At 71.0% G+C, this 19458-nt stretch carries 17 protein-coding genes, 4 tRNA genes and 1 pseudogene; 8 read left to right on the forward strand and 14 right to left on the reverse strand.

Annotation, left to right across the window (positions count from 1 at the left end):
• Positions 1-136: 136 nt before the first annotated feature.
• The 5 genes from V6R91_RS17915 to V6R91_RS17935 all read right to left on the reverse strand — a co-directional run bounded on the left by V6R91_RS17915 (position 137) and on the right by V6R91_RS17935 (position 1979).
• Positions 137-301: a hypothetical protein gene (locus V6R91_RS17915; protein ID WP_169797637.1), complete on the reverse strand. Its 165-nt coding sequence runs from the start codon at positions 299-301 to the stop codon at positions 137-139.
• A gap of 123 nt (positions 302-424) precedes the next feature.
• Complete coding sequence (locus tag V6R91_RS17920) at positions 425-1516, reverse strand: calcium:proton antiporter (RefSeq protein ID WP_336396375.1); 1092 nt, start codon at positions 1514-1516, stop codon at positions 425-427.
• A gap of 168 nt (positions 1517-1684) precedes the next feature.
• Positions 1685-1756: transfer RNA gene (locus V6R91_RS17925), tRNA-Val, on the reverse strand.
• A gap of 25 nt (positions 1757-1781) precedes the next feature.
• A tRNA-Cys gene (locus V6R91_RS17930) sits at positions 1782-1852 on the reverse strand.
• A gap of 54 nt (positions 1853-1906) precedes the next feature.
• Positions 1907-1979 (reverse strand) — tRNA-Gly (locus V6R91_RS17935).
• 235 nt (positions 1980-2214) lie between these two features.
• On the opposite strand from V6R91_RS17935, the gene V6R91_RS17940 reads away from it, so the two are divergent.
• Positions 2215-2290: transfer RNA gene (locus tag V6R91_RS17940), tRNA-Val, on the forward strand.
• A gap of 45 nt (positions 2291-2335) precedes the next feature.
• Here the strand turns inward: V6R91_RS17940 and V6R91_RS17945 are convergent.
• The gene (locus V6R91_RS17945) at positions 2336-2638 is read right to left on the reverse strand and encodes a hypothetical protein (RefSeq protein WP_271062600.1); all 303 of its coding nucleotides are present in this window, start codon (positions 2636-2638) and stop codon (positions 2336-2338) included.
• A gap of 152 nt (positions 2639-2790) precedes the next feature.
• On the opposite strand from V6R91_RS17945, the gene V6R91_RS17950 reads away from it, so the two are divergent.
• Complete coding sequence (locus V6R91_RS17950) at positions 2791-3906, forward strand: FUSC family protein (RefSeq protein WP_336396297.1); 1116 nt, start codon at positions 2791-2793, stop codon at positions 3904-3906.
• Positions 3907-3912: 6 nt separating this feature from the next.
• Here the strand turns inward: V6R91_RS17950 and V6R91_RS17955 are convergent.
• The 7 genes and pseudogenes from V6R91_RS17955 to zapE all read right to left on the reverse strand — a co-directional run bounded on the left by V6R91_RS17955 (position 3913) and on the right by zapE (position 11487).
• Positions 3913-4682 (reverse strand): annotated as a pseudogene (locus tag V6R91_RS17955) (SDR family oxidoreductase).
• Positions 4679-4846 carry a hypothetical protein gene (locus tag V6R91_RS17960; RefSeq protein ID WP_231820833.1) on the reverse strand — a complete coding sequence of 56 codons (168 nt, stop codon included), beginning with the start codon at positions 4844-4846 and terminating at the stop codon, positions 4679-4681. Before V6R91_RS17960 ends, V6R91_RS17955 begins: the two are co-directional and overlap by 4 nt.
• 161 nt (positions 4847-5007) lie before the next feature.
• Positions 5008-6219, reverse strand: coding sequence for an acetate/propionate family kinase (locus tag V6R91_RS17965; protein WP_336396298.1), 1212 nt, complete (start codon positions 6217-6219; stop codon positions 5008-5010).
• The gene (pta, locus tag V6R91_RS17970; RefSeq protein WP_336396299.1) at positions 6216-8366 is read right to left on the reverse strand and encodes a phosphate acetyltransferase; all 2151 of its coding nucleotides are present in this window, start codon (positions 8364-8366) and stop codon (positions 6216-6218) included. The genes V6R91_RS17965 and pta overlap by 4 nt, the downstream gene beginning before the upstream one ends.
• 62 nt (positions 8367-8428) lie before the next feature.
• Positions 8429-9013, reverse strand: a complete 585-nt coding sequence (locus V6R91_RS17975; protein WP_336396300.1) for a type II toxin-antitoxin system PemK/MazF family toxin — start codon at positions 9011-9013, stop codon at positions 8429-8431.
• A gap of 59 nt (positions 9014-9072) precedes the next feature.
• Complete coding sequence (locus tag V6R91_RS17980; RefSeq protein ID WP_336396301.1) at positions 9073-10308, reverse strand: ammonium transporter; 1236 nt, start codon at positions 10306-10308, stop codon at positions 9073-9075.
• Between the two features lie 114 nt (positions 10309-10422).
• Complete coding sequence (zapE, locus tag V6R91_RS17985; protein ID WP_271061989.1) at positions 10423-11487, reverse strand: cell division protein ZapE; 1065 nt, start codon at positions 11485-11487, stop codon at positions 10423-10425.
• Positions 11488-11617: 130 nt separating this feature from the next.
• Here zapE and V6R91_RS17990 point away from each other — a divergent pair, with 130 nt between their 5' ends.
• Complete coding sequence (locus V6R91_RS17990) at positions 11618-12514, forward strand: sulfurtransferase (RefSeq protein ID WP_067243109.1); 897 nt, start codon at positions 11618-11620, stop codon at positions 12512-12514.
• 19 nt (positions 12515-12533) lie between these two features.
• The gene (locus tag V6R91_RS17995; protein ID WP_067243111.1) at positions 12534-12983 is read left to right on the forward strand and encodes a SufE family protein; all 450 of its coding nucleotides are present in this window, start codon (positions 12534-12536) and stop codon (positions 12981-12983) included.
• A gap of 13 nt (positions 12984-12996) precedes the next feature.
• Here V6R91_RS17995 and V6R91_RS18000 read toward each other — a convergent pair whose 3' ends face one another.
• On the reverse strand, positions 12997-14160 hold the full coding sequence (locus V6R91_RS18000; protein ID WP_336396302.1) for an alpha/beta hydrolase family protein: 1164 nt from the start codon (positions 14158-14160) through the stop codon (positions 12997-12999).
• A gap of 25 nt (positions 14161-14185) precedes the next feature.
• Between V6R91_RS18000 and V6R91_RS18005 the strand changes: the two genes are divergently transcribed.
• From V6R91_RS18005 to V6R91_RS18020, 4 genes are all read left to right on the forward strand, one after another.
• Positions 14186-14767, forward strand: a complete 582-nt coding sequence (locus tag V6R91_RS18005) for a DUF3000 domain-containing protein (RefSeq protein WP_271061992.1) — start codon at positions 14186-14188, stop codon at positions 14765-14767.
• A complete protein-coding gene (locus tag V6R91_RS18010) occupies positions 14760-15956 on the forward strand; it encodes a ribonuclease D (protein ID WP_271061993.1) in 1197 nt (398 codons plus the stop codon). Before V6R91_RS18005 ends, V6R91_RS18010 begins: the two co-directional genes overlap by 8 nt.
• 75 nt (positions 15957-16031) lie before the next feature.
• Positions 16032-17237: a thiolase family protein gene (locus V6R91_RS18015; RefSeq protein ID WP_067250325.1), complete on the forward strand. Its 1206-nt coding sequence runs from the start codon at positions 16032-16034 to the stop codon at positions 17235-17237.
• 11 nt (positions 17238-17248) lie between these two features.
• Positions 17249-19393, forward strand: a complete 2145-nt coding sequence (locus tag V6R91_RS18020; protein WP_336396376.1) for a 3-hydroxyacyl-CoA dehydrogenase NAD-binding domain-containing protein — start codon at positions 17249-17251, stop codon at positions 19391-19393.
• Positions 19394-19458: the final 65 nt, after the last annotated feature.

A 19458-nucleotide genomic window follows, 5' to 3' on the forward strand; every position in this document is an offset into this window, starting at 1 on the left:
GCCCCCCGCCCCCGCGCCCCCCCCCCCCCCCCCGGGGGGGGGGGGGGGGCGGGCGCCCGCCCCCCCCCCCCCCCCCCCCCCCGCCCCTCGGGGTCTGTGCACGGGCGCGGGGTCGACGACCTCGCACCCGTGGTTCTCAGGTGCTGTTCCGTCCGGACATCGCGCGGATCAGCCAGGCGATGACCGTCAGGGCGAGCAGCACCAGCCCCACCCACAGCAGGAAGTTCAGCGACTGCACGAACCCGCCGGTGAAAGCCAGGATCACGGCGATGATCGCGATGACGATGAGAAGGATGTTCATGTCGTCGGCTCCTCTCGGCGAACGCGTCTGCGTCACCGGTCCCCACGCTAGAACCCCCCGATCCGCCCACGGAGGGGCTTGACGGCCGGGCCGCTCCCCCGCTAGCGCTCCTCCGCCCGCGGGTCAGGAGAAGACCGTGATGCCGTACAGCGCGAACACGAGCAGATGCGCGGCGCCGTGGAGGGCGGTGAGGCGGCGCCCTGCCACCGTGGCGACGGACAGCAGCAGCGTGACGCCGAGCAGGGCGAGATTGACCGGCGTCTCCGCCAGAACGACCTGCTGGCCGGTGAGGAGACCGATCGCCAGCACCGCCGGGATCGTGAGCCCGACCGTCGAGACGAGGGCACCGTGGCAGAGGTTGCTGACGCGCTGCATCTCGCCCGTGACCGCCGCACGGATCGTGGTGATCGTCTCCGGGAGGAAGACGATCATCGCGATGAGGATCCCCGACAGAGCCACCGGCGCCCCCGCTCTGTCCAGGCCGTCGTCGAGCAGAGCCGCCATGTCGTGGGACAGCAGGACGATCGGGATCACGGTGATGATCAGGACGAGGGCGCGCGCCACGAGCTCCCCCCGGTGCGCGGAGACGACGGCGGCGAGCGCCTGCGGCCGACCGGGGGCGGCTGCGACCGCCGCTGATCCCACCTCCTGGAAGTCCCCGCTCTGCGCGCCGGTCTGGCGGGCGAGGAAGAAGGCGTAGAGCAGGATCGTCATCACGAGGATGGGCACGGCCTGGGCGGGTGCGTACGCTCCCCCATCGCCGATGAGTCCGGGGACGGCGAAGGCGGCCGCCAACAGCACGATGAGCACGGCGAGATAGGCGGAGGCGCCGGTGCGATTGAGTCGGAGGTCGCCGCGACGAAGGCCGCCCACGACGAGCGCCGCGCCGAAGACGAGGTTCAGGATGATCATCGACACGGACATCACGGAGTCGCGGGCGATCGTGGTGTGCTCGCCGGGGCCGAGCATGACGGCCGAGATCAGGATGACCTCGATCAGCACGATCGACAGCGTGAGGACCAGCGTCCCGTAGGGATCGCCGAGACGGTGCGCGAGATGCTCGGCCTCCGTGACCACGCCGAACGCGCAGACGACGATGATGCCGACGATCGCGGCGAGGACCGTCCAGAGCACGAGTGTGGGCAGTCCGTCGGCGAGCACCGGGGCCAGCAGGGTGACGACGAGATAGCCTCCCCAGCCGACCGCGAGCCTCATGATCGCGGTCGGCGTGAGGACGGTGCGGAGAGAGGACGCAGACGTGGTGGACACGGGAGATCAGCCGATCTGCGAGGCCGTCCCCGCTTCGGACCACTCCGCCGGGTCGTCCCGTCGGTGTCTTTCACAGTGCACGAAAACCCCCGGGAGACCGGGGGTTTTCTTCTGTGCGCGATACTGGGATCGAACCAGTGACCTCTTCCGTGTCAGGGAAGCGCGCTACCGCTGCGCCAATCGCGCCCGAGGGCTATTCAGTTGTGCGGAGAGGTGGCGACGGGATTCGAACCCGTGTAAACGGCTTTGCAGGCCGGTGCCTAGCCTCTCGGCCACGCCACCGCGAGGTGGATTCGAACCCACATGCCGAAACCCCCGAAGGGGCTCCTGCACTCGAGCGGATGACGAGACTCGAACTCGCGACCCTCACCTTGGCAAGGTGATGCGCTACCAACTGCGCTACATCCGCATTTCGTTCCCGGCGTCCCGGGCACTTCAAATACATTAGCCGAGGATCGGCGCTTCGCCAAACCGGCCCGGGTCGTCGGGCGTGTCCCGCAGCCTCCTGCCCTGTCGGCGCTCACCGCCGCCGTCCTCCTCTCCCCGAGCGCGCGGCGGCACGCCCGGGACGCGGGCCTGGTCGGCGCACCGCCCGGGATCGGGTATGCTCAATACCTGTGCCGCACGGCACCACAACTCCACACGGGCGATTGGCGCAGTTGGTAGCGCGCTTCCTTCACACGGAAGAGGTCATCAGTTCGAGTCTGGTATCGCCCACCACGCAGGAAGCCCGCTCGGCACATGTCGAGCGGGCTTCGTCGTCCCTCAGTCCGGCTCACGCCCGTCGATCGGCGCGCCGGGCAGGTCGAGCTCGTCGGGATCGACGTCGACGTCACCGGTGTCGTCCGGCCCGCCCGTACCCGGGACGGCGCGGACGTCCTCCTCCGGGATGTCCGGGTCGACGGTTCCGGGAAGCGGATCCCGCTGCTTCTGGGCGGTCTCCGTCTCACTCCCCGGACTGTAGCTCATGTCCTTCCGGAGCGCCTCGTCCTCGGTGAGCGGTCGCGATCGCGCCGTCTCCGCCCGCGTCGAGTCTGCGGCGTCCGGATTCTCACGTTCGGTCTCCATGGGGCCGACGCTAAGCGTCCGGGTCCGTGGGGTCCGCCCCCTTGACAACGCAGACGCCTTCCGGAGGGTGTCAACCCCGTCCTCGTCGGATCCGCACGGCCGTATCGTCCAGGGACGCGGACTTTCCCCCACCCGCGCAGGAGGACGACATCATGCGCCCGGCCAGAGTCCTGCACGACGCCGTCTCCGCCGCGACGGGAGGGATCCGTCACGCAGCCCGCCCGGCACGCCTGCTCCTCGCAGCGAAGACGGCGGCCGCCGTCGCGATCGCCTGGTCCATCGCTCCCCTGGTGCCCGGCTCGGCGGACGACTATCCGTATTACGCCCCTCTGGGGGCGCTCATCAGCATGTACCCCACGCTGATGGGATCGCTGCGCTCCAGCATGCAGACCCTTCTCGGCCTCGCCGTCGGCATCGGACTCGCCGTGGTCATCGTCCTGACGATCGGACCCAGCGTCTGGACGATCGGGCTCGCCGTCGGTCTCGGCGTCCTCCTCTCGGGTACCGGGTGGTTCGGCTCGGGAAGCGAGTACCTGCCGATCGCCGCCCTGTTCGTGCTGCTGCTCGGCCGGGGAGACACCGACGGCTACTCCCTCGGCTATGTGACGCAGACCGCGCTCGGCATCGCGGTGGGCCTCGTGATCAACCTCGTCATCCCGCCTGCGCCGCTCGTCGCGCAGGCCGAGGGACGCGTGCAGCAGTTCCAACGGGATCTCGCCCAGCACCTCGACGACATCGCCGACGCGGTGGCGGGATCCTGGCCGCCGGAGAAGGCCGGATGGGCGCGGGACTCCCGGGCCCTCGCCGCGACCGGACGCTCGTTGCACGACGCGCTCGCCGAGGCCGACGACAGCCGACGAGCCAACCCCCGCGCCTGGCTCCGTCACCACGACAGCCGCGCCGTTCACGAGCGTCTCGCCCTGCTCGACGAGGTCGCGCACCAGATCCGGGACATCGCCGGCTGCCTCGGGGACACCGTTCTGGGCCGTGGAGCCGCCCTGCCGCTCAATCCGTCCTTCGTCCCGCCGTTGTCCGGCGCCTGCCGCGCCGTCGCGGAGGTCGTGCGCGAGGCGGCCCCCGGTGGCCCTTCCGTGGACACGGACGCACGCCGCGCCGCTGAAGACGCCGTCCTGCGCCTGCGTCGCATCGTGGCCACGGAGAGCATCGCGGCGGCGGAGGTGTCCGGCCCGGGCGTGCTGTCGGCGATGCACCTCGAGCGCATCCTGCAGCTCACGGCGGCTCGGGACGCCGACGAGGAGGAACCGTGACCGCGGTCAGATCCGTCGCCACCGGTCGTCGGCGATGCTGGCGCCCGCCTGCGGTCCCATCTGCAGCATCCCGCCGTCCACGACGACGGAGGTGCCGCTGACGTACCCGCCCTGCGAGGACGCCAGGAAGGCGATGAGGGCGGCGACCTCCCGTGCGTCGCCCGGTCGCCCGAGCGGTATCCCCGGACGCTCCTCGCTCCAGGGATCCCCGTCCGCCTGGTCCGTCATCGGGGTCGCGATCTCCCCGGGCGCGACGCTGACGGCGGTGATGCCATGCTCCCCCAGTTCGAGCGCGAGGTTCTTCATCAGACCGTCCAGACCGTGCTTGGCCGCGTCGTACGCGCTCGATCCGACCATCGGCTGATGGGCGTGCACGCTCGTCACCGCGATGAGGCGGCCGCCACGTCCGGCGGAGACCATCGCGCGGGCGGCGCGCTGCAGGCACACGAACGCGCCCGTGAGGTCCGTGTCGACGACGCGGTTCCACTCGTCGAGGGTGAGCTCCAGAACCGGCGTCCGGGTCCCCGCGCCGGCGTTGTTCACGAAGACGTCGATCCCGCCGAGCTCCTCGATCATCCCGTCCACCACCTCCCCGCATCGGGAGAGGTCGCTCACGTCGAGGTGCGCTCGGCGCCCTCCCGATCCGAGCGCCAGGTGACGCCGACGTCCGTTCCCGCCGCCGCCAGCGCGACCGCGGTGGCACGGCCGATGCCCGAGTCGGATCCCGTGACGATCGCACGTCGCGGCTCGAAGTGCTTCCCCCGCGCGGGACTCACGGCAGGTCCTCGACGTCGATCGTGTCGGAGTCCTCGTCCTCGTCGGTTTCCTCCTCGTCTCCGACCGGGTCTTCGCCGACCTGTCGAGCCACGAGGTCGTCGGGCACGTCGGCCCGCTCGTCCTCGGGCAGCCGCGGATCCTCGGGCAGTCGCGAATCGCTCATCCTCGTCCTCCTTCGTCCGCGGCCCGGCGGATCCGGGCGCGGTTCCGAGGATGCGCGCCACGCGGCCCGGACGCCCGGGGGTTGACATTCGCGTTCCGCGGGGACGGGACGCCCCTCTCCGCGTCGAACGCTGCGCGGGCGGCACCCGACGGAGTCAGGGGTCAGGTCGTGGCCTGAAGCGTCTGGCGACCGATCTCCAGTTCCTCGTTCGTGGGGACCACGAGCACCGTCACCCGGGAGTCGTCCGCGGAGATGACCCGGATCCCGCGATCCGTGGACTCGTTGCGGGCGTCGTCGATCACCACGCCGGCGAAGCCGAGCGTCGCCATCGACTCGCGCCGCACGAGCGGATTGTTCTCGCCGACGCCCGCCGTGAACACGATCACGTCGGCTCCGCCGAGCTGAGCGAGGTACGCGCCGGCGTAGGCGCGGAGCCGGTGGATGTACACGTCGAGCGCGAGCGCGGCGTCCACGTCCCCGTCCCGTGCCCGGCTCTGCAGATCACGCATGTCCGAGACCCCCGCGAGCCCCAGGAGCCCGCTGCGCTTGTTCAACAGGTCGTCGAGCTCGTCGATCGACAGTCCCGCCCGGCGGGCGAGCTGGAACAGGGACGCGGGGTCGATGTCGCCCGATCGGGTTCCCATCACCAGGCCTTCCAGCGGGGTCATCCCCATCGAGGTCTCCACCGATCGGCCTCCGTCGATCGCCGACACGGACGCGCCGTTCCCCAGGTGGAAGACGATCTGGCGCAGATCCTGCACCGCCCGTCCGAGAAAGAGGGCGGCGGTCTCGGAGACGTACTTGTGCGACGTGCCGTGGAAGCCGTACCGACGCACGCGGTGTTCCCGCGCGAGTTCCTTGTCGATGGCATAGGTGTACGCCGCCGGCGGCAGGGTCTGGTGGAACGCGGTGTCGAAGACCGCGACGTGCGCGAGGTCCGGGAAGGCCTCCTCCGCCGCACGGATCCCCTGCAGCGCGCCCGGATTGTGCAGCGGCGCGAGGACGGACAGCTCGTCGATGCCGCGCTCGACCTCCGGGGTGATGATCGTGGGGGCGAAGTAGCGCGCCCCGCCGTGGACCACCCGGTGGCCCACGGCCCGAGGCGGCTGCTCCGCCAGGGAGGGGCCATGCGCGGCGAACGCGTCCAGCATCACCTGGAACCCGGCCGTGTGGTCGGGGATCGGGAGCTCGCGGGTGAAGGTCTCCTCGACGGTGCCGAGCGCCTCGTCGGCCGAGACGGTGTGCGACGACACCCCGAGGGGCTGGCCGATCCGCTCCACGAGACCCGATGCCAGAGCATGCTCGCTCTCGACATCCAGCAGCTGATACTTGAAGGACGAGGAGCCGCTGTTCACGATCAGCACGACGGTCATGACGGCGCCCCCGCCTCCGCGACGGACTGCGCCTGGATCGCCGTGATCGCGATCGTGTTCACGATGTCCTCGACGAGCGCCCCGCGGGAGAGATCGTTGATCGGTCGGTTCAGTCCCTGCAGCACCGGCCCGACGGCCACGGCGCCCGCGGAGCGCTGCACCGCCTTGTAGGTGTTGTTGCCGGTGTTGAGATCGGGGAACACGAACACCGTGGCCCGTCCCGCCACCGCCGAGCCCGGCATCTTCGCCCGGGCGACGGCAGCGTCCGCGGCCGCGTCGTACTGGATCGGCCCCTCCACAGCCAGCTCGGGGGCGCGCTCGCGGACCAGGGCCGTCGCCTCGCGCACCTTCTCCACGTCCGCCCCGGACCCGGACTCCCCCGTCGAGTAGGAGAGCATGGCGATCCGCGGATCGATGCCGAACTGGCCCGCGGTCGCCGCCGACGAGATCGCGATGTCCGCGAGCTGGGTGCTGGTGGGATCGGGGATCACCGCGCAGTCCCCGTACACGAGGACGCGGTCGGCCAGTGCCATGAAGAAGACCGACGACACCACCGAGACACCGGGGCGCGTCTTGATGATCTCGAACGCCGGGCGGATCGTGTGGGCGGTCGTGTGCGCCGCGCCGGACACCATTCCGTCCGCCATCCCGAGGTGGACCATCATCGTGCCGAAATAGGACACGTCGGTGACGGTGTCCGCGGCCTGCCCCACCGTGACGCCCTTGTGCGCACGCAGTCGTGCGTACTCCTCGGCGAACCGGGCGACGAGCACCGGATCCGTCGGCGACACGATCCGGGCTGCGCGCAGGTCCACGCCGAGCTCCTGGGCGCGGCTGCGCACCGCGCTGTCCTCGCCGAGGATCACGAGATCGGCGATGCCGCGGCCGAGGACCACTCCGGCGGCCCGCAGGACGCGGTCGTCGTCCCCTTCGGGCAGAACGATCGTGCGCCGCTGTGCCCGCGCCCGTTCGAACAGCTCGTACTGGAACATCAGCGGCGTGACGACGCTGGAGTGGGCGACGCCGAGCACGTCGATCAGCGCGGGCACGTCGACGTGACGCTCGAACAGCGCGAGCGCGCGGTCGGCCCGATGCGGTGCATCGACGGACAGCCGGCCCGGCGTGTTCATCACCCGGACGGTCGTGTCGTAGGTGCCGAGATCCGTCGCGATGATCGGCAGGGTCGGGCCCAGTCCGTCCATGAGCCGGTCGACGGGCTCCGGCAGGGCGAAGGGCCCGTTGAGCACGATCGCCGACACGGACGGGAAGGTCCCGGAGGCCTGCGCGAGCAGGGTCGCCAGAAGCACGTCGGCACGGTCGGCCGGGATCACGACGACCGCGCTGTCGAGCAGGCGCGGCAGGACGTTCACCATCGACATCCCGGCGATCACGACCTCCTGCACGTCGCGGTCCAGGAGCGCCTCGTCCCCGCGCAGCAGCGTGCCGTCGAGGGAGCGCAGCACGCCGCGCACGGAGGGCGCGACGAGCGACCGGTCCTCCGGCAGCGCCCAGACGGGGATCGCGGTTCGCTCCTCGTCGGCGCCGCCGGAGAGGACTCCGCGGATCGCCGCCACGATGTCGTCGAGGCGGTCGCCGTCGGCCCGGTTCGCGACGATCGCGGCGAGCTCGGCGCGCTCTTCGGCGAGCTCGGCCAGGGCCAGAGCGGCGATCTGGGCCATGTGATCCGGTGTCCGGGCGGCGGTGACCCCCAGCTGCTCGCCGTGTCCCTGATGCTCGCGACCGCCCAGCACCAGGAGCACGGGCGCGCCGAGGTTCGCCGCGATGCGGGCGTTCATCCCGAGCTCGGCGGGACTGGCGACGTCCGTGTAGTCGCTGCCCAGGATCACCACGGCGTCGCACTGCGCCTGCACGGCACGGTACCGCTCGACGATGCGTCCGAGCGCGGCGTCCGGGTCCCGTCGCAGCTCGTCGTAGGTGACCCCGATCGCCTCCTCCGCTCCGATCTCGACGCCGTCCCGCGCCAGCAGCATCTCGAGCACGTCGTCGGCCCCGTCCGCCGAGCGCGTGATCGGGCGGAAGACGCCGACCCGGGGCGTCGCGCGTCGGAGCGCATCGATCACGCCCAACGCGATCACGGACTTCCCGGAATGGCCTTCGACCGACGTGATGAGGATGCTCTGCGTCACCGTCCCAGGCTACGGCGCCGGCGCTGTCGGGGCGAGGCGCATCCCCCCGCAGTGAAGGCGCTTCAGGCGGTCGTCCAGCCGAATCGACGCTGCAGCACCGCGGCGACCCGATCGAACCGGCGACGATCCAGCGCCGCGGCCTCGCGTCGCATCCCGTCCCGATGGACGCTGTAGAGCTGGTCGACGTCCACCCAGGACTCACGGCCCTGCGAATCCCAGGAGCCGGTCCCGATCGAGAGGTAGTCCCGCTCGCTGTCGTGCGACTTGCTCGTGAGCTTGACCGCGTAGACGCGATCGGTGCCGTGCTTCGCGATCACGAGCACCGGGCGGTCCTTGCCGCGTCCGTCCCGCTCGACGAACGGCACCCATGTCCAGATGATCTCGCCCGCGTCCGGCTCCCCGTCGCGGTCGGGACGGTACTCGAGAGCGAGCCCCGTCACCGCCCGCGGATCGAGCTCCACGGTCTCGGTGCCGCCGCCGCGCCCCGGCGACGGAGCGATGGATCCGCCGGGACGCACCGCAGGGCTCGACGCGACGCCGTTGTCGCGTCGAGCCTCGGCGGAGCGGGAGGTGAGGGCCCGGAGCACCGCCACCCCCGCTTCCACCAGCGCGGAGAGGATGCCGTTGCCGTTGCCCGTTCTGCTCACGACGACACCCTATCCGCGCTCCGCCCGCCGGCCGCTCAACCGCGGGCGGAGCAGGCTGCTCACGAGGTGAGCGCGTAGCCCTCCTCGCCGTGGACGACCAGGTCGACCCCCGCGATCTCGTCCTCGCCCGTGACCCGGAACCCGATCGTCTTCTCGATCGCGAAGCCGATCGCCAGCGCGACGACGAAGGAGTAGACCAGCACTCCGCCGGACGCGATGACCTGCACGGCCAGGAGCCGCAGGTCGCCGCCGGTGAACAGGCCCTGTCCGGTCGCGAAGAAGCCGAGATAGATCGTGCCGAGCAGACCGCCGATGAGGTGGATGCCCACGACGTCCAGGGAGTCGTCGTAGCCGAGGCGGAACTTCAGCTCCACCGCCAGCGCGCACGCGACGCCGGCCAGCGCGCCGAGGAGCAGCGCCCATCCCGGGTCCAGGTTCGCGCAGGCCGGGGTGATCGCCACGAGGCCCGCGACGGCGCCGGACACCGCGCCCACCGACGTGGGCTTGCCGTCCTTGATCTTCTCCACGAGGATCCATCCGAGGATCGCCGCGGCCGTCGCGCCCAGCGTGTTGATCGCGATCAGGCCGACCTTGCCCATGTCCTCCGAGACCCACTCGGCGCCGGCGTTGAACCCGAACCACCCGAACCACAGCAGCGCCGCCCCCAGGAGCGTCAGCGGGACGTTGTGCGGCTTCTGGATCCCCTTCTGGAACCCGATGCGCTTACCGAGGACGATGGAGAGCGCCAGCGCCGCGGCGCCGGCGTTGATGTGCACCGCCGTGCCGCCGGCGTAGTCGATCACGGCGATCCCGCTCTCCTCCCCGAACAGGGTCGTCCCGAGGTTCATGATCCAGCCGCCGCCCCAGACCCATGCGGCGATCGGGAAGTACCCCAGCGTCGCGAACACGCCGACGAAGATCAGCCACGGACCGAACTTGGCCCTGTCCGCGATGGCGCCCGAGATCAGGGCGACCGTGATGATCGCGAACGTGGCACCGTACGCGACCGTGAGGAGGGAGACGTTGGCCTCCGGCGACGCCGCGATCGACGCGAGCCCGAAGTCGGCGAACGGGTTGCCGGCGAACGCACCGGGGTCCGACACGGCGCTCATCGAGGATCCGTAGAGGATCCAGAGGACGGCGACCAGGCCGATCGACCCGAAGCTCATCATCATCATGCTGACGACGCTCTTGGCTTTCACCAGGCCGCCGTAGAAGAACGCCACGCCGGGCGTCATCAGCAGCACGAGTGCCGTCGCGGTCACGCCCCAGGCGATGTTCCCCGGTGCATCCATGTCCATACCTCGCATTTCGGAAAGAGTGACCCCAGTGTGGCGAGGTCGCGTTTCCGCCGAGGACGCGCGGTGTTGCGCGCGGGTTACAGGAACGGCTCCGATGTGAACAGCGTGTTACGCGGCGAGCGGGCCGGCGGGCGTGCGCTCGGCGTGCGTCAGGGCGTTGAGGCGGGAGATGGCGCGCAGGTACTTCTTGCGGTAGCCGCCGGCGAGCATCTCCGGGGAGAACACCTCGTCCAGGGACACCCCCGTGGCCGCGATGGGGATCTGCGCGTCGTAGGCGCGGTCGACGAACGCGACGAACCGCAGCGCCTCGGACTGATCCGTGAGCTGGTGCACGGCGCGCAGACCCAGCACGTCGACCCCGTCCACGAGCCGGATGTACCGCGACGGGTGCACGCGCGCGAGGTGCCGGATCACGTCGTCGAAGGCGTCGTCGGACACGCACGCCGTCTCCGCGAGCCGCGCGAGCTCCGCGCTGTACTGCGCGTCGTCGAGCACGACCGCATGGCCGTCCAGCGCGCGCTGCCGGAAGTCCACGCCGTCGATCCGGATGGTCTCGAAGCTGTCGGCCATCTGGTGGATCTCGCGCAGGAAGTCCTGGGCGGCGAACCGCCCCTCCCCCAGCGCGTTCGGCGGCGTGTTCGAGGTGGCGGCGAGACGGGTCCCGGAACCGACCAGTTCGCCGAGGAGCCGAGTCATCACCATGGTGTCGCCGGGATCGTCGAGCTCGAACTCGTCGATGCACAGCAGGTCGGCCCCGCGCAGGAGGTCGACGGTGTTCTTGTAGCCGAGGGCGCCGACGAGCGCGGTGTACTCGATGAACGACCCGAAGTACTTCCGGCGTGCGGGCATCGCGTGGTAGATCGACGCCAGCAGGTGGGTCTTGCCGACGCCGAAGCCGCCGTCGAGGTAGACCCCGGGCTTCGTCTCCGGCTCCTTGGGCGCCCGGCGGAACAGCCCCGCCCGCTTGACCGGAGCGCTCCCGCCCGCGAAGCGCATCAGCGTCCGCTTCGCGTCCTCCTGCGAGGGATAGGCGGGGTCGGACCGGTAGCTGTCGAAGGTGGCCTCGTCGAACTGGGGCGGCGGGACGAGGCTCGCGAGCATCTCGGTCCCGGTGACCTGCGGCTGACGGTCGGTGAGGTGGACGATGCCGGGTCGGGCCGTCTGTTCGGTCATGCGAATCCTGTGTCGAAGTCTTACGGAACGACCCCGTCGCGCCGCGCGGCGCTCTAGGGTCGGAGAGACGGATCCACACTACGCCGTCCCCGCCCCGTACCCGCCCGCGCATCACATCGAGGAGCCCGCCGTGACCGTCGAGATCGACACCTCATCCGCCAAGTTCGCCGAGTACGCCGAACCCGGACGACTCGTGACGACCGAATGGCTGGCCGCACACCTCGGCGATGAGGGACTCGTCGTCGTCGAGTCCGACGAGGACGTGCTGCTCTACGAGACCGGGCACATCCCCGGCGCCGTCAAGGTCGACTGGCACACCGAGCTGAACGACCCGGTGGTCCGCGACTACGTGGACGGACAGGGCTTCGCCGACCTGCTCAGCCGGAAGGGCATCGCGCGCGACGACACCGTGGTCATCTACGGCGACAAGAACAACTGGTGGGCCGCCTACGCCCTCTGGGTCTTCTCGCTGTTCGGCCACGAGGACGTGCGGCTGCTGGACGGAGGCCGCGACCGCTGGATCGCGGAGGGGCGCGAGCTCACCACCGACGCCCCGGACCGGGACCGCACCGACTACCCGGTGGTGGAGCGGGACGACACCGTCCTTCGCGCCTACAAGGACGACGTGAAGGCGTTCCTCGGGAAGGGACCGCTCATCGACGTGCGCTCCCCCGAGGAGTACAGCGGTGAGCGCACCTCGGCACCCGCATACCCCGAGGAGGGCGCGCTGCGCGCCGGCCACATCCCCACGGCGCAGAGCGTGCCGTGGGCCAAGGCGGTGGCCGAGGACGGCGGCTTCCGCCCGCGCGCCGAGCTCGAGGCGATCTACCGCGACGGCGCCGGCCTGTCGGACGGAGACGCGATCATCGCGTACTGCCGCATCGGTGAGCGCTCCAGCCACACCTGGTTCGTCCTCAAGCATCTTCTCGGGTTCGACGACGTCCGCAACTACGACGGCTCGTGGACCGAGTGGGGCAGCGCCGTGCGCGTCCCGATCGTGACCGGCTCCGAACCCGGCACCGTGTGAGCGTGGGAGAATGGCGGGGATGACCGCCACGCTTCCGAACGCCCTCGCCGAGATCCGCGACGAGTTCCTCGAGCTGCCCGAGTCCGAGCGGCTTCAGCTGCTCCTCGAGTTCTCCGGCGAGCTTCCCGACGTCCCGGCGGAGGTGGCGGATCACCCGGAGATGTGCGAACGGGTCGCCGAGTGCCAGTCGCCGGTGTACATCTACGTCGCGGTCGAGGACGGCGCCGTCGCGATGCACGCGACCGCGCCCGCGGAGGCGCCGACCACGCGCGGCTTCGCCAGCATCCTCGTCCAGGGGCTCACGGGTCTCAGCCCCGAGGAGGCGCTGGCGATCCCCGACGACTACCCGCAGTCGATCGGGCTGACGCGCGCCGTCTCGCCGCTGCGGATCGCGGGGATGACCGGCATGCTGATGCGCGCCAAGCGACAGATCCGGGAGCGCACCGGGATCAGCCCCGCCGCGCGCTGAGGCCCGGGGGCGGTCACGCCTCGGTGAGACCCTGTTCGGCCAGCCACGACGTGATCGCTTCCGACCAGCGGTTCTGGTCGTAGTTCCACAGTTTCGTGTGCCGCGCGCCGGTGAACGCGGGCATCGTGACGAGATCCGGGCGCGCGGCGGCCAGGGCGTGCGAGGCATCCGCGGGCACGAACCCGTCGTCGTCGCTGTGCAGCACGAGCATCGGCACCGTGAGCTCCTCGGCCCGGGCGACCATGTCGAGGTCGTCGAAGGGGATCGCCTGCTCCGCCCCGCTCAGCCGGGCGCTCCACTCGCGCGACAGCGCGTCCATCGCCAGCCGGGGCAGCGGATCCGGCAGCCCCATCCCCTTCGCCTGATAGCGCAGCACGGTCCGCCAGTCCACGACGGGCGACTCCAGGATCAGACCGACGATCGCGTCGCGGTGCGCCGACGAGGTCACGGTCTGCAGGGCGATCGCGCCGCCCATCGACCACCCCATGAGGACGATGCGCTCCGCGCCGTGCCGCAGGGCGTGACCGATCGCCGCGTCCACGTCCCGCCACTCCGCGGCGCCCAGGGCGTAGGCGCCGCCTCGGGTGCGCGGGGCCTCGCCGTCGTTCCGGTAGGAGGCCACGAGGACGGGCAGGCCCGCGGCATGGAGCACCGGCACCGCCCGCAGGCACTCGGCCCGGGTGGCCCCGCGCCCGTGGACCTGGATGACCCAGGTCGTCGAGGACCCGGGGAAGTACCAGGCCGGACACGGACCGGCGGGCGTCCCGATGAGGACGGACTCGTAGGGAAGATGCAGTTCGCCGGGGCCGGTGTAGTAGATCCCGCTGAACGCGGCGCCGCGATCGAGCTGCGCCCCCGGCTCGATCTGCGTGAGCAGCTTCCTGCGGACGCTGTGACCGTCGGCGGCGAGAACGGCGCCGAGCTTCACGTAACCGGGCGTCCCGCCGACGTAGAGGCCGTACCGGCCAGGGAGCTCCGTATCGGGGGTCCGGGTCAGCTCGATCGTCTGCGCGCCGGTGTCGACGGACAGGATCTCCGTGTCGAGCGCCCGGATCGACGGGGTGACCACCTTCCGCGCGATCCGGAGCACGAGTGCGCCGCCGATCGCGCCGCCGACGGCGACGGCTCCCGCAGCCGCCAGGAGCCCGATCGTCGCGGCGTGCCTGAGACTCTTCATCGCCTCCTGACTCTAGTCTGTCCGCGTGGACGCTCACCCCGGATCCGACGACGCCTTCGCGCGTGCGGCGTCGGAGGTGCGCGCGATCCGCTTCCGCTCGGACATCGTCGTCCGCGAGATCCCGGCCCCGGCCGGGCTCGCCCCGTCCTCGCTGGCGCTCGCCGCCGATGTGCGGCCCGACGACGACGGCGACTCCATCTACGGCAGCGGGCGGTTCGTCCTGCTGCACGACCCCGCCGAGCCGGACGCCTGGGGCGGACCATGGCGGATCGTCTCGTTCGCGCAGGCGCCGCTGGAGCCCGAGATCGGCACCGACCCCCTGTTGTCGGACGTCGCGTGGTCCTGGCTGATCGACGCCCTCGACTCCCGGGGCGCCGAGTACCACTCCGCGTCCGGGACCTCGACCAAGACGCTGTCGAAGGGGTTCGGCGGACTCGCCGCGGAGGGGGACGGCGCGCAGATCGAGCTGCGTGCGTCGTGGTCGCCGGACGGGGCGCTGACCCCGCACGCGGAGGCCTGGGCGGAGCTGGTCGGAATGCTCGCGGGATTGCCGCCGGGCTCGGAGAACATCGCCGTGTTCGGCGCCAGGAGAACCCTTCGTGACTGAGTTCGTCGTCATCGACACCCCCGTCGACTTCGCCGAGGCCTGTCGTCGTCTCGCCGCCGGCAGCGGGCCGGCCGCCGTCGACGTCGAGCGGGCGTCCGGTTTCCGCTATTCGCAGCGCGCCTATCTCGTGCAGGTGTTCCGCCGGGACGCGGGGGTCTTCCTCTTCGACCCGATCGCCATCCCCGACTTCGCCCCGCTCCAGGAGGCCCTCGCGGGCGAGGAGTGGGTGCTGCACGCCGCGAGCCAGGACCTGCCCTCCCTCCGGGAGCTCGGTCTGTTGCCGGCCCGTCTCTTCGACACCGAGCTCGCCGGGAGGCTCCTGGGCCACGAACGCGTGGGACTCGCCGCGGAGGTCGAGCACGCCCTCGGCATCACCCTCGCGAAAGAGCATTCGGCGGCCGACTGGTCGACACGGCCGCTGCCGGAGTCCTGGCTCGAGTACGCCGCGCTGGACGTGCTCCATCTCGTCGACGTCCGCGACACGCTCGTCGCCGAGCTCGAGGATCAGCACAAGACCGAGTACGCCCGCCAGGAGTTCGAAGCGACCCGGACTCGGCTCCCCAAGCCCCCGCGCGAGGAGCCGTGGCGGCGGCTCAGCGGTCTGCATCAGGTCCGCGGCGCCCGCAACCTCGCCGTCGCACGCGAGCTGTGGCAGGCCAGGGAGGACTACGCACGGGAACAGGATGTGGCACCCGGTCGCCTCGTGCCCGACCGCGCGCTCGTCGCGGCCGTCCTCGCCGCCCCGGCATCCAAGAGCGCCCTCGCCGGCGTCTCGGCCTTCACCGGGCGCGCCAGCCGCACCCAGCTCGACCGCTGGTGGGCGGCGGTCGAGCGCGGCCGGACGAGCGAGCTGCTGCCCCGCGAGCGCGTGCCCAGCGACGCCCCGCCGCCGCCGCGCGCCTGGTCCGATCGGAACCCCGAGGCCGACGCCCGGCTGAAGGCCGCGCGCCCGGTGGTCGAAGCCCGCGCCGAGGAACTGCGCATGCCCACGGAGAACCTCCTCACGCCGGACTCGCTCCGCCGCGTCGCCTGGGAGCCGCCGAGCGTGATCGATGGGGCGACGATCGGCGAGGCGCTCGCGGAGCTCGGGGCGCGCCCCTGGCAGATTGAGGAGACCGCACAGCGGATCGCACTCGCGTTTGTGGATGCCACGCAAACCGGTGAAGACCGTCCCGACGCGACTTCGTAGGTTCGATCCAACCGATTCCCTCGCGGTACCACCGACCCTCCTAGGCTGGGGACAACCCTGATAACTGGAGGCAGAGTGGCCGAGATCTCGGACGTCTTCTTCGTCGATGGAGTGCGCACCCCCTTCGGGCGCGCCGGCGAGAAAGGCATGTACTGGAACACCCGCGCGGACGACCTGGCGGTCAAGGCGACGATCGGACTGATGGAGCGCAACGGCGGGGTCCCGCTGGACCGCATCGACGACGTGGCGATCGCCGCCACGTCCCAGACCGGAGACCAGGGGCTCACCCTCGGACGCTCCGTCGCGATCCTGGCAGGCCTTCCGCAGACCGTGCCCGGTCTCGCGGTCGAGCGGATGTGCGCCGGAGCCATGACGAGCGTCACCACCATGGGCGCGTCGATCGGCGTCGGCATGTACGACCTGGCGATCGCCGGCGGGGTCGAGCACATGGGGCGCCATCCCATCGGCAGCAACGCCGACCCCAACCCGCGCTTCGTCGCGGAGAAGATGGTGGACCCGGGCGCGCTCAACATGGGCGTGACGGCGGAGCGGATCTTCGACCGATTCCCGCACCTCACCAAGGAGCGCTCGGACCGCTTCGGCATGCTCAGCCAGCACAAGGTGCAGGCCGCCTACGACGCGGGCAAGATCCAGCCGGACCTCGTGCCCGTGGCCGTCAAGGGCGCCGACGGCGCCTGGGGTCTCGCGACCGAGGACGAGGGCCGCCGCCCGCAGACGACCATGGAGGACCTCGCGGGTCTCAAGACGCCGTTCCGCCCGCACGGACGCGTCACCGCCGGCACCTCCTCCCCGCTCACGGACGGTGCGACGATGTCGCTGCTCGCCGGCGGCGGCGCGGTGAAGGAGTTCGGCCTTTCGCCGAAGATGCGGATGGTCTCGTTCGCGTTCGCCGGCGTGCAGCCGGAGATCATGGGCATCGGCCCCATCCCGTCGACCGAGAAGGCGCTGAAGAAGGCCGGTCTCACGATCGACGACATCGGTCTGTTCGAGCTCAACGAGGCGTTCGCGATCCAGGTCATCTCGCTGTTGGACCACTTCGGCATCGCCGACGACGACCCCCGCGTCAACCCGTGGGGCGGGGCGATCGCGCTGGGTCACCCGCTCGCGGCCTCGGGCGTGCGCCTGATGATCCAGCTCGCCGCGCAGTTCGCCGAGCGGCCCGACGTCCGGTACGGTCTCACCGCCATGTGCGTGGGCCTCGGCCAGGGCGGTTCGGTCATCTGGGAGAACCCGTTCTACGACGGCAAGAAGCGCAAGTGAGGGACACCGGAATGACGAACTACGACGCCATCGACTTCTCCCCCATCCAGGCCCTGACCGAGGGCGAGGTGGTCACGCACTCCCCCGTGCGCGACGTGCGCCTCCCCTCCGGGAAGGTGCTCGCGCTGATCACCCTGGACAACGGCCGCGACCACACCCGCCCGAACACGCTGGGCCCCGCCACCCTGACCGAGCTCGGCGAGACGCTCGCCGGGCTCAAGGCACGGGCGGCCGCCGGCGAGATCCAGGCGGTCGGCATCACCGGCAAGCAGTACATCCTCGCCGCCGGCGCCGACCTGTCCGACATCAGTCGGGTCGGCTCTCGCGACAACGCCCGGCTCATCGCGCAGCTCGGCCACAAGGTTCTCGGCTCGCTGTCGGAGCTGGGCGTGCCGTCGTTCGCCTTCGTCAACGGCCTCGCGCTGGGCGGCGGCATGGAGATCGCGCTCAACTCCACCTACCGCACGGTGGACGCCTCCGCCGCGGCGCTGGCGCTGCCCGAGGTCTTCCTCGGGATCATCCCCGGCTGGGGCGGCGCCTACCTCCTGCCGAACCTCATCGGCATCGAGAACGCGCTCGAGGTCGTCATCTCCAATCCGCTCAAGCAGAACCGCATGCTGAAGCCGCAGCAGGCGTTCGAGCTGGGCATCTTCGACGCCATCTTCCCGGCCGCGAACTACCTCGAGGACTCGCTCCGCTGGGCGGACGCCGTCCTCGGCGGCAAGAAGGTCGAGCGCAAGAACGAACCGGGCAAGATCGAGCGCCTCACCAAGTGGCCGATCGCCATCAAGATGGCGCGCGGCATGCTCGAGTCCAAGATCGGCACCGTGCCGAAGTCCCCGTATGTGGCCCTCGACCTGCTCGACAAGGCCAAGAGCGGCACGAGGGAAGAAGGCTTCGCCCGTGAGGACGAGGCGCTCGCCGATCTCGTGACCGGCGACCAGTTCGCCGCGTCGATGTACGCGTTCGACCTCGTCCAGAAGCGGGCGAAGCGACCGGTCGGCGCGCCCGACAAGGAGCTCGCGAAGAAGGTCACGAAGGTCGGCATCATCGGCGCCGGGCTCATGGCGAGCCAGTTCGCCCTGCTGTTCGTGCGCCGGCTCCAGGTGCCCGTGCTCATCACCGACCTGGATCAGGCCCGCGTCGACAAGGGCGTCGCCTCCATCCACGAGGAGATCGGCAAGCTCGAGGCGAAGGGGCGCCTCGACGCCGACACGGCGAACAAGCTGCGTGGGCTGGTCACCGGCACCACGGACAAGAGCCTCTACGCGGACTGCGACTTCGTCATCGAGGCGGTCTTCGAGGAGGTCGGCGTCAAGCAGCAGGTGTTCGGCGAGATCGAGCGGATCGTCGCCGAGGACGCCATCCTCGCGACCAACACCTCGTCGCTCTCCGTCGAGGAGATCGGCGCGAAGCTCGCCCACCCGGAGCGTCTGGTCGGGTTCCACTTCTTCAACCCGGTCGCGGTGATGCCGTTGATCGAGATCGTGAAGACCCCGCACACCACGGACGCGGCGCTGTCGACCGCCTTCGTCGTCGCCAAGGGCCTGGGCAAGAACGCGGTCCTCACCGCCGACGCCCCCGGCTTCGTGGTCAACCGCCTGCTCGCCAAGGTGATGGGTGAGGCCGCGCGCGCCGTCTACGAGGGCACGCCGGTGGCGGAGGTCGAGAAGGCGTTCTCGCCGCTGGGGCTTCCGATGGGTCCGTTCCAGCTCATCGACCTCGTCGGCTGGAAGGTCGCGGCGCACGTGCAGGACACGATGGTCCGCGCCTTCCCGGAGCGCTTCTACGCGAACGACAACTTCCACGCGCTCGCCGAGCTGCCCGAGGTCGTCGAGAAGGACAAGGGCGGTCGCGTGACCGGCTTCACGAAGGCGGCGGAGAAGGTCGTGAAGGAGGCGGCCGGGTCGTCCCCGGCCTCCTCGGAGGAGATCCTGCGCCGCGTCCAGGACGGCCTCGCCCAGGAGATCCGCCTCATGCTGGACGAGGGCGTCGTCCCCGAGGTGGAGGACATCGACCTGTGCCTCATCCTCGGCGCCGGGTGGCCGTTCATCGACGGCGGCGCATCGCCGTACCTCGACCGCGAGGGCGCCTCGGAGCGCGCGTTCGGCGGGACCTTCCACACGCCCCCGATCCGCGGCATCGCGAGCCGCTGACCCGCGCCGTGACGCGGAAGGGCCGTCTCCTCGGAGGCGGCCCTTCCGCGTGCCCCCGTGCACGG

Source organism: Microbacterium sp. CCNWLW41, from assembly GCF_037083505.1.